The 12,467-nt window shown below is 36.9% G+C and carries 14 protein-coding genes and 1 other annotated feature; of the genes, 2 read left to right on the forward strand and 12 right to left on the reverse strand.

What is annotated here, in order from left to right:
- Positions 1 to 271, forward strand: a 271-nt coding sequence (locus H626_RS10990) for a transposase (RefSeq protein ID WP_035619073.1), incomplete at its 5' end; no start/stop codon positions are given.
- A gap of 213 nt (positions 272 to 484) precedes the next feature.
- On the opposite strand, the gene H626_RS0108435 is transcribed toward H626_RS10990, so the two are convergent.
- The 10 genes from H626_RS0108435 to H626_RS10995 all read right to left on the reverse strand — a co-directional run bounded on the left by H626_RS0108435 (position 485) and on the right by H626_RS10995 (position 9,583).
- Positions 485 to 1,369: a carbohydrate ABC transporter permease gene (locus H626_RS0108435; RefSeq protein WP_027108975.1), complete on the reverse strand. Its 885-nt coding sequence runs from the start codon at positions 1,367 to 1,369 to the stop codon at positions 485 to 487.
- 73 nt (positions 1,370 to 1,442) lie between these two features.
- Positions 1,443 to 2,819: an extracellular solute-binding protein gene (locus H626_RS0108440; protein ID WP_035619075.1), complete on the reverse strand. Its 1,377-nt coding sequence runs from the start codon at positions 2,817 to 2,819 to the stop codon at positions 1,443 to 1,445.
- 420 nt (positions 2,820 to 3,239) lie between these two features.
- Positions 3,240 to 3,968, reverse strand: a complete 729-nt coding sequence (locus H626_RS0108445; protein ID WP_027108977.1) for a plasmid pRiA4b ORF-3 family protein — start codon at positions 3,966 to 3,968, stop codon at positions 3,240 to 3,242.
- A gap of 204 nt (positions 3,969 to 4,172) precedes the next feature.
- The gene (locus H626_RS11480) at positions 4,173 to 4,346 is read right to left on the reverse strand and encodes a hypothetical protein (RefSeq protein ID WP_156883286.1); all 174 of its coding nucleotides are present in this window, start codon (positions 4,344 to 4,346) and stop codon (positions 4,173 to 4,175) included.
- Positions 4,347 to 4,990: 644 nt separating this feature from the next.
- The gene (locus H626_RS0108455; protein ID WP_027108978.1) at positions 4,991 to 5,728 is read right to left on the reverse strand and encodes a zinc-ribbon domain-containing protein; all 738 of its coding nucleotides are present in this window, start codon (positions 5,726 to 5,728) and stop codon (positions 4,991 to 4,993) included.
- Between the two features lie 66 nt (positions 5,729 to 5,794).
- Entirely contained in the window at positions 5,795 to 6,577 is a 783-nt protein-coding gene (locus H626_RS0108460) for a zinc ribbon domain-containing protein (protein WP_027108979.1), read from the reverse strand.
- Positions 6,578 to 6,636: 59 nt separating this feature from the next.
- Positions 6,637 to 8,040: a zinc ribbon domain-containing protein gene (locus tag H626_RS0108465; protein WP_027108980.1), complete on the reverse strand. Its 1,404-nt coding sequence runs from the start codon at positions 8,038 to 8,040 to the stop codon at positions 6,637 to 6,639.
- 555 nt (positions 8,041 to 8,595) lie between these two features.
- Positions 8,596 to 8,736 (reverse strand): hypothetical protein, encoded by a 141-nt coding sequence (locus H626_RS11485; protein ID WP_156883288.1) that lies wholly within the window; start codon positions 8,734 to 8,736, stop codon positions 8,596 to 8,598.
- Between the two features lie 43 nt (positions 8,737 to 8,779).
- The gene (locus H626_RS11490) at positions 8,780 to 8,941 is read right to left on the reverse strand and encodes a hypothetical protein (protein WP_156883290.1); all 162 of its coding nucleotides are present in this window, start codon (positions 8,939 to 8,941) and stop codon (positions 8,780 to 8,782) included.
- Positions 8,942 to 9,214: 273 nt separating this feature from the next.
- Positions 9,215 to 9,583, reverse strand: coding sequence for a hypothetical protein (locus H626_RS10995; protein ID WP_035619077.1), 369 nt, complete (start codon positions 9,581 to 9,583; stop codon positions 9,215 to 9,217).
- A 212-nt stretch (positions 9,584 to 9,795) separates the two neighbouring features.
- Positions 9,796 to 10,032: a binding site (T-box leader), on the forward strand.
- 43 nt (positions 10,033 to 10,075) lie between these two features.
- Between H626_RS10995 and asnA the strand changes: the two genes are divergently transcribed.
- Positions 10,076 to 11,059, forward strand: coding sequence for an aspartate--ammonia ligase (gene asnA / locus H626_RS0108490; RefSeq protein WP_027108981.1), 984 nt, complete (start codon positions 10,076 to 10,078; stop codon positions 11,057 to 11,059).
- A gap of 134 nt (positions 11,060 to 11,193) precedes the next feature.
- Here asnA and H626_RS11230 read toward each other — a convergent pair whose 3' ends face one another.
- Positions 11,194 to 11,994, reverse strand: a complete 801-nt coding sequence (locus H626_RS11230) for an HNH endonuclease (RefSeq protein ID WP_027108982.1) — start codon at positions 11,992 to 11,994, stop codon at positions 11,194 to 11,196.
- A 25-nt stretch (positions 11,995 to 12,019) separates the two neighbouring features.
- Positions 12,020 to 12,388: an iron chaperone gene (locus H626_RS0108500; protein WP_027108983.1), complete on the reverse strand. Its 369-nt coding sequence runs from the start codon at positions 12,386 to 12,388 to the stop codon at positions 12,020 to 12,022.
- Between the last annotated feature and the right edge of the window lie 79 nt (positions 12,389 to 12,467).

The following is a 12,467-nucleotide window of genomic DNA, read 5'->3' on the forward strand; positions in this document are numbered from 1 at the left end:
CAATTTACACCCACTCTTCCTGGAAAATCACGTTAGAATGATGATCAGTGTCCTGGCTTACAACCTCGTCAATTTTTTAAAGACCATTGGATTTGAACAAGTGAATCGGGGGATGACGATTCATTCTATACGATTGACATTGCTCAAAGTTGCCGGCAAACTCGTTAAAACAGGCAGACAAGTCTATCTCAAACTGTCGAGTTATCATGTGTATCAAACCGAATTTTATAAGGTTTTCGAACGCCTACGGCGATCCAGACAATGTATTTAGAGGAGTTATCGCATAAAGTTTTAACTGATTATTTCAAGGGATCAGTATGCCCTTAAATAGACAAAGGATTTTTAATAGGTCCTTCTTCCCTAAGAATCCTGTTCGAAAACACAATATTTTAGAAGAAGGTATCTGCCTAATATAAAAATAGGCAATTTATTCAAGAAAACAGCTTTAAATTAGAGCTATGAATTATTCAGGTTTTTGCATTTTTCATTTTGTTGATCCCCTTTCACTTGTTACTTTAAACATTAACAAAGTCAGAATTCCAATTATGCCAAATAATAAAATGGACATAGCAGAAGCAACACCAAAATTGTAATCTACAAAAGCTTCATCGAAAATCAAGTATGATATTACATACGTCGAAGTTCCGGGTCCACCCTCCGTCATGATCAATATTTGTATGTACGCCTGAAAATAACTAATTAGAGATGTAATAATGATAAATAAAGTAGTCGGTTTTAAAAGTGGCCAAGTAATATTTTTAAACGTCTGCATCTTACTTGCTCCATCGATACTTGCTGCTTCATAAACATCTTGAGGTAATCCCATCAGACCAGCCAAATAAATAACTGTTGCATACCCAAAATCTTTCCAAATGGTCATGATTATAATTGCTGGCAGAGCATATTGAGCATCCTTTAACCAGTTGATATCTAATCCAAAAACTTTATTAATCAATCCGAATTGTGGATTATATAACCACATCCATACGAAGGATACAGCAACTAATGGTGTAATTGTTGGCATATAAAACATTCCTCGAAACGATGATTTGAATTTTGTTATCTTTGCCTCCAATAACAAAGCTAGTCCCAAACCTAAAACAATTCTAAAAAACACAGAAAGGAATGAAAAGAAAATTGTATTATTCATAGATTTCCAAAAAAGTGGATTTGAAAGAACATACTTGAAATTATCTAGACCGACAAAATCATATTGATCAATTAATGGATTCCAATCATGCATGCTTCCAGCAAAAGCTTTATATATTGGATATACTAAAAATATTCCAAAATATACTATGATAAATAATATTGTTAAATTCTTCAATGTAAATATCTTTGTATTATTTTTTTTCGTTTCTAACTTCATACTATTTCTCCTATCTTTTAGTCTTAAAAATTGAGGATGCTAATATTTCATTAGCATCCCCCATCGATCTACCTTAATTTAATTCATCAAAAAATTTATAACTTGATTGTAAAGAATTAAATTCGGCATTTTCCATGTCTTTATCCATCTGTTCTTGACCATCACTCAAGGCTTGATCAATATCTTTCCCATTATATAAAATATCTTCCATCACTTGAGTTGCTGTTGTTTCAACAGTAGCAGGAAATGGTCCTGGCCAAATCAATCGATCTACTCGAGGTGATAAAGCTTTCAAAACTGGATTTTCTAGGACATCAGGATTGTCTACTAGAGATTTTTTGCTTGGGAACGAAGCTAAGGATAAAGCACCCTCAACTGAGTACTCCTCACCAGCCAAAATATATTTCAAAAAGTCTTGCGCGACAGCTTGCTGTTCTTCACTCTGATTTTTATTGACACCCGGTGTGCTTTCACCATTGTATCTATCATAAGCAAATGGTACTTCTTCTGTTGGAGTAGGAGTTGCGAACACACCAAAATCTATATCCGAATAATTGTTGTTTAATTCTCCTAAGAACCAACCCCATTTATAAACCATAGCGGTTTGTGCATTACCAAAGCTCATACTTGAGTCGTCACCAAAATCTTTTGATCCTACTTTTTCTTTTTCATATAGATTGGTCAAATATTCAAAATTTTCTTTTGTAGTCGAATTATCAAAGTTTGCAGTACCATCTTCATTGAATAAAAGTTCTTCTTTTTGATAATTTAATCCTTCATATATCGCACTGATATCTCCATTGAAGTTGTAACCCGCTTGAATGATATTTCCATCTTCATCATACTTCGTCAATTGTTTCGCTACTTCTGTGAATTCATCCCACGTTTGAGGAATGTCATCTTCTGAAAGACCGGCTTCTTCCCACAAAGTTTTATTATAATAAATGTTTCCAGAATTGATCAGATAATCTGTATAGTATACTTCACCATCAATGACATGAGAATCGACTGATTCAAAATCAGCTTGCAAATCTTCTACTGGAATATCATAAGGTGCTAGGTAAGGGAAAATGTTATCATGCTGTGAATTATGTATATTGAATAGCGCAGGACCATCTTCTCCTTTTAAAGATAGTGGAAGCTTTGTCCAAAAATCATCCCAGGGTTGAATGGATACTTCAATATCGACGTTAGGATAAATTTCCTCGTAACTCTCTGCCAATTTATTTATTGGATCAGTTTCGCCCCAAGTCCAATATTCGATACTAATGGGTTCACCTTCGTTGACCAACTTATTTGGATCATATTGAATTGTTTCACCAAACGTTTCGAGTCCTTTATCTGGATTATCATCTTGGACTAGTTCTTCCGCTTCTCCAGTAGTATTGGAACAAGCAGCTAAACTTAAAATACTGGCTATCGATAATAAACCTTTTGTAATTTTTGACATTTGATTCTCTCCTTTTTTAGGTTAAACGTTTAACCTTTGCTTTACAAATATAAGATTACCCTTTTTAGTTTATCTTGTCAAGCGTTTTCATTCCTGTTTATTCAATTTTTTTAATAACCCGGCCTCTATTCTTGCAACACTAAACCAAAGATGCTGAGTCGATTGTCCCTGCATCTACTTATTTCACGAACTTCACTTTTTAAACTGTGCTCGAAATAGCAGACAAGTTTGTAACTTATGGATAAATTGCAAAGCTCTATTCAGATCTGATGTTTCTCCAAAAGCAGAATGATCAATGTCCAAGTGAGTCCTCTCCAATAGCATCAGCACATTATAAAAAAGAAGCTTCCAATCGAGTCCGATTGGAAGCTTCTTTTTTACAGATGGAACACAAAATTTGACTAAAAAAAGTACTTGTTTTTAGTCATTTTCCCGATACTTGTCCTCCACAATAACATAGTTCTGGTGATCGATCTTGTCCCATTCAGTTTTTTGGTACTGAATAAACTTTAGCAAGGAATTGATCTTTTCTTTATCATATTGTTGGAAGTTTTGACTAGTTGCCCAAGCAACTGTCTCCTCATGTTCAGGATGATCGGGATCTTTGTAGATCGCTAAAAACTGTTTAAATCCATCCAGCCCACCCACATCTTCAGGCGGCGCAGTCACTTTTCCATCAAGCAACGTCGGGTAACCAAAATAATAATCCTTGACGATTTCTTCTAAAGTCACCGTAAACTGCCAGCCATCCCCATAATCATAGCGATAGTCTACCGTTCCGTGTCTCTCTAGATACTCATCGATCTTCAGCCCACTCGGTTTCCGGACAATTGTTTTCAACCGCTCATGAATTTCAGCAAGCTGAACAAGATACTGATTCTCCGGGACCCTAGCCTTCAACTGTTCAAGGATCTCCTTCTTGTTTTTCTTTAAATAAGTGTATTCCTCGTAAGCTTCCTCGTCATTCGTGACTACGATACCTTCTTCGTGTAAGTAAAATGCATATAAGTGACCATCCCCTGAAAAATTCGTCACACCCTGGATCACATCATGCAGCCGGTTGAACGTCGCTCCGGCAGGCATCACCACACGCCTCCAAATCAGCGGTTTTGAATCCTCTAACACTAGCTTGATTATATACGCCTTCATCGCTTTAGACTCCTTTAGTTTCTGTGAAATTCGTCCATCATTGGCTACTTATTTAACATATGTACCCCAAATCGTAGCGCACATTTTGTTTCTATTCAATAGATAGCAGTTATAGACCCTCACTTATCTTTCTATACTCTGCACTACCGCTACTCCCTTGTTTACTCTATTAAAAGAGGATCTACTTCTACCTTATTCTTATCTCTACAGGAAGAAATATATACTAATGGAGACAACAAAAACCATGATCCACGCCCAGAAAACCCAGCTGATTCTCTTTTCTTGCTTGGTCACATTGTCGTCTTTATCAGCTGTTATTTTTTGGAAAGTACTGATCGATACGACCAGAACAAAAACGAATCCTAGAAAATAGCCCATAACATCCCTCTTTTTAATTCCTTTTCCTATCTTATATTTTCGTCCATTTTACCAAAAGACTCTGCCTTTTACTACCCATTCACTAAATTGTCAGATGAATAAATCCACTCTGCACTTTCTACACAAAAAACAGTAATGACTTAAAACAAACCGACTACTTGCTTAGTGAGATAGCGCTCAACAATGGGTTCAACTCCCTCAGTCAATTCAAACGTGCATTGAAAGACATCATGCAGACTCCCCCTTACAGCATCGAAAAATTTATTTTTCAAAGAGATAACTACCGCTGGTGTTTTCAAAAAAGAGTCACTATTCACTCGAATGGCAGCGTTCGACTGACCGGACTACTTCACTAGAGTGGGAAAGCTTCAACAGTCGAACAGATTAGTGGTCTCACGTCATACAAGCCAATTGATTTACAGGAGTTTATCAAAATTTGTACAGAACTTCTTTCGTGAAGCAATAATCTAAAGAAGACAGGAATCAATACGAAACTTCTTTAGACAACCTTTCTTCGACTTTCTATTTGGTTTCAATCATCATTCTTGAGCGCAGTTTAGAAAGAATGTTCGTCCAATAAGAAAAAGACTCGGACGAATGTCCCAGCCTTTTCAAAATTATCTTCGCAGATTTTTAGTGATCTGTTACTCTTTGATGTATACATCCCCATCGAGCAAAACATCTCTTTCGTTCTGATGCGAAGACACACTCATGCTTGCGTAATCCATATCGAACATCACTGCCTCAACAGCTGTGATTTCTCCTGTTACAACTATCTTGTCATCTTCTTCTTTTTGCTTTAAATCCAATGCATTAATAAAATAATCAAACTCATTCCCAGTGAAATTATTATACAATTCACTTTTGGGAATTCTCAATTCTATAGTTGCATTTTCACTTGAATCCACAATGTAGTAGTCCGTGAGATCATCTTCTTGTAATTGGAAAGAAACCTCCATATAGCCTTCACTAGAATCATTTATTAGAGTGGCCTTTCCTCTATTGGAAATTTCTAACCGGTTATTTTCTAGCGGATCGCCAATGGTATATTCTGATTCATATTTTCCGGCAACGTCGACTCCTCCAACAAAGAAGTACACTACTAACACAATTGCCAATACAGCTAAACTTCCTAATACAATTTTCCCAGATAGAATTTTCTTCAGAGACTGATTGTTTTTCACTTTGTCCATATCAATTTTTGAAGTAACTGTCTCTTTTGCTGAAGTAAAAGTTTTTGTCGCTTGATCCATCACTGAGTTGCTTTTATGGGTGTTCGGTGCTGATTTTGTTTCAAAATCATATCCGCAATTTGTGCAAAATTTACTCTCTTTACTCTGTTCCGTTCCACAATTTGCACAAAATTTTGTTTCTTTCGCCATTCTATTTTCTCCTTTGCTATTCATAGTTTTTATTTAAATCCTATTTCACAAGGTGATGTGCTGTATTTAATAGCTGTACATCATATCATAGATAAATTCATTCATGATATCTGTCGCAAGATAAGAGAATTCTTCTACAGCAGCAAACACACCGGTTCTTCCAAGAATGATAAATACTAATAACATGATCAGATTTCCTATAAGAGCGATATAGATGCGATCGATTTTCGCACTATTTTTGTCCTGATAAAGATAAACAGTAAAATTTGTCATTGCCAATGTTACGGTTCCAGCGAATAGTATTGTTGAAGGAACAATCAATCCAAGCGGTGCGACTGCAATAAATAACAATAGAATCGACTGCAAGAGAATAAATCCTGAAAACAATCCTCCATACTGAGTCAATAGTGTTTTATAGTTTACTGTAGCAGTGTAAAATACTTTTTTGACCAACATCACTATACCCGTAGAACCAAAATTGAAAGCTAAGAAAAACAGGAATGATTTAAAAAATAATTCCATACTAGCTGAAAATACATTTGTCGCTAAAAATGTCAATGTTATGGAAGAAAACAATGACATCAGTGCAAATTGGATGATACCGTTGGCACTTTCTGCTTTTTTGAAACTGGAACTCGGATTTTTCACTGTTTGCAGGAAATAGTCCCAATAATCAGCTGCTAAGGTTCCTACTTGTTCTTTATCAATGTTCATCGCGTCCAAGTTAATGATCGTTTGGCCCGGTTTTTCATCGGTAACCGTCGCTGAGCCATCGACAGGTTTACCGCACTCACTACAGAATTTAGTTGCTGCTTTTAATTCATTTCCACAGTTCGAACAAAATTTCATTCTTACTCCTCCTATTGTGATCCTTTTTCAGAAACCTACGATCTCATCCTTCCACGGTTTTAATCTGTCACTAACGTTGCGGATTCTAGTTTAAGAGTATAATTATATCCACCATAAAATGTAGGTTCTTCATCTATATCTTCGATCACTGCAACCCCTTCAAAGGTCAGTTCATCTACTAGATCTTCTTTATCTACACCATATTCATAATCCGTTTCAGCTCTCAATGTATAGGTCAAATTGTAGGAATACTGATCGATTCTCTCAACTTCAGAAATCGTAGGTGTGTAATAAATTTTATAGATATCCTCATCTTCTCGAATGCTCTTTCCTTTATTCGTGAATGTACTATACAGACTATTTTCTTCTCCGCCCACAAGTAAGTCTTGTAAAGAAGTAGTATAAGCTGAATCATCATAATAAGTTAGGTCTTCAGCCACAGCATAAACATCATACAGCAACATTTTTAGATCATATTCACTTGCATCGATCAAATCAAGATAGTACGTCGTATCATAGTCTTCAAAATACATTTCTTCAGATTTTAAAGTGGCTGAAGGATATTCTTTGGATACATACAAACTACTATCTTCTTGCCAAGCTATTGGACCGATCCAAGCTTCCCCGTCTTGTAACTTCCCGACTTCTTTGTCGTTCAAGAAAACTAAGCCATCCTCCATATTTGACGACACAGAAATATTGATCCCATGTAAAGATAAATCGATGTATTCTTCATTACCATAGTTATCCATAAAACTCATTTCTCTTTCAGTGGATAAATCTCCAGTGGCTAATGTAACAGACGAATCAAACAAATAATCTCCGGGTGCAATCGGTCCAATTTTTTTGGTATATTCACTAGAATCTGATGTAGCGATTTCTTCCCCATTCATCCGCAAAGTGACTTCTTCCATATTCGTCACAACTTCAGCGTAGATCGGCACAATAATTAATTCATAATTTGGGAAGATAAATAGCTCATTCCCGTTTTTTCTTAAATGGATCTCATAGGAATCGTCAAAAGCATTGCTACTATACAGAACTCTATCTTGTATCTCTTTGATATATTCTTTGTTCTCACTTATGTAGTCTGTAAATGGTTTGACTGAATCTTCTGTGATTTCAAAGTTCATATCTTTCGTTGCCAAAACCTTCGCAACTTCAGCAGGATCAGCTGTATTCAGAACTTCAACGTCTCTTTTCACTTGATTTTCAAGCGAATAATAGTCTTCCCCAAACTTATATCCTGAAAATAGTAAGAGTGCACTCGCAGCTATTGTTCCAAGAATAATTTTATTTTTCTTTGTAAGAGGTTTTTTCGGCTGACTGGGTTTCTTTTCTTCTGTCTTCTGCTGAGTGCTGTTTTCTTTTTTATCGGTAGAATCCATTAAGTTGTTTCCACAACCCTCACAAAATTTTGCGTTTTCATTGTTTTCATATCCACATTTTGAACAGTTAACCATTCGTATTCTCCTATCCTTTACGTATTGTTTTAACGTGCCTCAGTTACTTAGATGGTTGAAACTATACTCCTTTCTTTAACCTTAAAAATTTCCTTAACAATCATTTTTTCTAATCATATCCATAGTACTATACCTATTGGATGTTTGTAACAATGAAAAAGCATAAATGATGAGAAAATGAATAAAATTCATTTTCAATAATCTGCCTGTTATTAAAACATGTTCAAATATAAATGTTTTGATTTGAAATAGTACAACAGGTTTAACTAGATATTCTTTTTGTATACATTTATATACAAAAAAACACAACTATACTCTGAATAATTAATTGAATGCAGAAATACAAAGTATTTATATCGGTCATCTTTTCAGAAAGTTAATAGAAACTGTAAGATTCTATTTAAACAACAGAGCGATTGTGAACTATTTATGAATTTTTTTTTACGCTTTTTTTCTCCATTTACTCATCAATGATCATTTTCTGATGAAAGTCTGCCTGGGCAGACTTTCCTTAGTGATTTACCAGTATGATCCTCACCGATTTGGGCAACTTCCTCAAGTCCTTGATGGTGGAGTTGACCGATTCACTTCCATTTGGTCGACTTCACTTCTCTTCTCCACTAAAGTTGCCTGATCCTCACCGATTCGAGCAACTTCTGCAAGGCTTGATAGTGAAGTTGACCGATCCGCTTCCATTCGGTCGACTTCACTCCTCTTCTCCGCTAAAGTTGCCTGATCCTCACCGATTCAGGCAACTTCGTCTAGTCACTACTAGTGAAGTTGACCGATCCACTTCCATTCGGTCGACTTCACTTCTCTTCTCCACTAAAGTTGCCTGATCTTCACCGATTCGAGCAACTTCTGCAAGGCTTGATAGTGAAGTTGACCGATCCGCTTCCATTCGGTCGACTTCACTCCTCTTCTTCCCTAAAGTTGCCTGATTCTCACCGATTCAGGCAATTTCGTCTAGTCCCTACTAGTAAAGTTGACCGATCCACTTCCATTCGGTCGAATTCACTTCTCTTCTCCGCTAAAGTTGCCTGATCCAACCCTAATCAGGCAACTTCCTCTACTCCGTCCACTTCAACTTACCGAGATCCCTTAGCCCACCGAACGACGCAAAAAAAAGCTTGGGTATCCTCCCAAGCTCCTCGCTATTAGTTATTCTTGACGCTTACCGCCAGAATCGTGTTTGTACTTGCTTATCTTGCCAATTGGCTTTGATGATATCATCCAACAAGTCAAAACGAATAGTGTCGTCCCATCCAATACGGAAAGAAGCACGCTCATGCATATAGCCTGCTTTTTCGATCGACCCTTGGAAGCGCTCGATCATTTTTGCATCGGTCGTGACCAAAATAAAGTCATCAAAAATCGTAAAGCCGACAATTTCTATCCCTTTGTCTACAAACATCGGATGCAGCCCGCTCACTTTTGCCTTCAACTGTGGAAAACTCTTTTCAACATGTTCCAATAATTCCGCCATTTTTTCCAGCTTTTCCCCTGTCAACAAGTTCTTTAAAAAGGTATCAAAATGTTTCATTTCTAGCGCTCCTTTGTACTGTATTCTATCTAATTAAATTTGGAACCCCTTACAAAAAGTATACCGAAGAAAACGCAAACCTCCAAAGCATCTGATTGTGAATTTTCTTCCTCCTATCCATTCCCGAACAATCGTACGCACTCCCAAAATTTTCTTTCATTTAATCCTTGACTCTCTCTAAATCCATCGTATAATAAGAAACAATACACAACACCAATGCGATGATGAGAGAGTAAATCGAGGGATAGCAATAGAGAGCTGGGGATGGTGGAAACCCGGCGCCTGAACGCGGTTGAAGAACACTCGGAGCTGCCAGAGGAAAAGAAATGAGTAGACCTGGCCGGATCTCCCCGTTAACGGAGTCGGATATCGGCATGCGCCCGTATCTTAAAAGTGAGCCAAAAGCTAATCTGGGTGGTACCGCGGAAGTCCTTCCTTTCGTCCCTAATACAGGGATGGAAGGATTTTTTTTAATTTAAAGGAGGAAACCAGATGTATCGCTCACATTTATCCATCAAAGAAACACAGAAAGCTATCAAAATCGTCAAAGTCTTTTTTGAACACGAACTGTCCGAACGCCTCAACTTGACACGCGTATCCGCGCCCTTGTTTGTCGAAACCACTTCCGGTTTGAATGACGACTTGAGTGGCATCGAACGCCCTGTCGCCTTTGATATCAAAGACAGCCAAACCGAAGTCGAAATCGTCCATTCTTTGGCCAAATGGAAACGGAAAGCCTTGAAGGACTACGACTTTGTTTTAGGGGAAGGCTTATATACAAACATGAACGCTATCCGCCGCGATGAAGTTCTGGATGTCATCCACAGTGTTTATGTGGATCAATGGGATTGGGAAAAAATCATTGCGCCGACAGACCGCAAACTAGTCACGTTGACAGAAACCGTTGAGACAATATACAGCATTTTTCTTGAAGCAGAAATCCTGATCCATTCTTTGTATCCGTCGATCAAACCGACATTACCACAGCAGTTGACCTTTGCAACTAGTGAAGAATTATTACAGCGCTATCCACATCTATCTTCCAAAGAGCGCGAACGCGCCTTTGCAAAAGAAGTGGGCGCCTATTTCTTGATTGGGATCGGACACCCCCTATCGCACGGTGAACCACACGATGGCCGAGCACCCGATTATGACGACTGGACACTAAACGGAGACTTACTCTTTTACAACCCTGTCCACGATGACGTCCTAGAATTGTCTTCCATGGGCATCCGCGTAGATCCAGAAACACTGAACAGCCAACTGATTCATGCAGAGAAAACTGATAAACTGCTCTTCCCGTATCATAAATCCCTGATGCAAGGAGAATACCCGCAGACTATTGGCGGAGGGATCGGACAATCTCGGATATGTCAGTTCCTCTTACGCAAATACCACATCGGTGAAGTCCAAATGAGCGTCTGGCCGAATGAACTCAGAGAAGATATGAAAAAACAAAACGTGTTTATACTTTAAATCTATAAAAACCTTATCCAATTTCTGGATAAGGTTTTTACTATTGAAATATCAAAGTATACATATTTGCTTCTACTTAATTCATATTCTAAGAACAATTCCATCATTTTATTATTATAGAGTTTTTCTAAATCTCAAGGTAACCTTACCGCACAAGACATATTTCCAGGAATTTCTCCCATCGCAATGCCGATAGAGAAATTATAAAATTCATTATTTGAAAACTGAATATTATTTTTCAATGTAACTAATGAGTCAGACCGAATTTTATAACCTTTTTGATTATACATAAGGAATCCTTTTTTAATATGAATAGAATAGGGAACTTCAAATTCAATTTCTATAAAAATCTTGTTTTGCTGATTATTAATTTTTAATCTATTATTCTTAAAAGTTATATCCCAAAAATCTAACCTGCTTACTATTTCGTTATTAATAATTTCTAGTACCACTTTATTATACTCATCAAATAATTTTAGATAAAGATTTAACCTACCTTCTTTTACAGTAAAAGCAATTAATGGGACTCCGTCTATGACAATTGGAACCATTAAATAAAAGTTTGAATTATACTTTAATGGATTCATTTTAAAATATGAATTTGCAACTCCAATAGATAATTTTGCAATATCCTCATTATTAAATATTTTATATCCCAACATCATGCTCGGCCAAAAATCTTTTCCTTTATTATGAGGATTTTTATTTTTGTATATCACTTCTTGGTTACTGATTAATCCTTTGGTAACCATTGTATGACAATTTGAACACAAACATGTTAGATTGGCAGCACTATGTATCTTCACTTCATGCCATGGAATAATATGATGATATTCAATAAGCGGATTTCCACAAAATATACAACCAAACTTACAATATTGCCGAACCTCTCTTTTTATTTTTTCCGGGATAGCATCTCTTTTAACTATGCTCAAGCGGGCATCCTCCTTAATACAAATTTCATCGCCAAAACTTCGTGCTGTCGATTTTATCTTCTATATTAAACGCGATGATTTTGTCTAACAATTCGAAATCTACGGCTTCATTCCATTTGATCCGAAAAAGCTGTTTCGAATAAGAATAGCCCACTCTATCAAATTCTTCTGCAAACTTTTGGATCCCTCTGGCTTCAGGAGCCACAGCGATATGGGGTTTCGCTACACTAAACGCAATAATGAACGTACCGTGATCCACGAACATCGGTTGATTCCACTTCACTGCTTTTTCCATATGCGGATATTTCTCTGCAATATGTCTCAGGATCTCTTCCATCCGTTCTCTTTTTGGACCTTCCTCGATCCCACTTAAAAACTCTTCAAATTCCTTCATATAGTCACTACCCCTCGAAGTTGTTACCGTTAGTATATCAAATCCTCCTATCTTCCCAAAAAATAAGGCTTTTAGTTTT

The sequence above is a fragment of the Lacticigenium naphthae DSM 19658 genome (assembly GCF_000425865.1).
Lineage (GTDB): Bacteria > Bacillota > Bacilli > Lactobacillales > Carnobacteriaceae_A > Lacticigenium > Lacticigenium naphthae.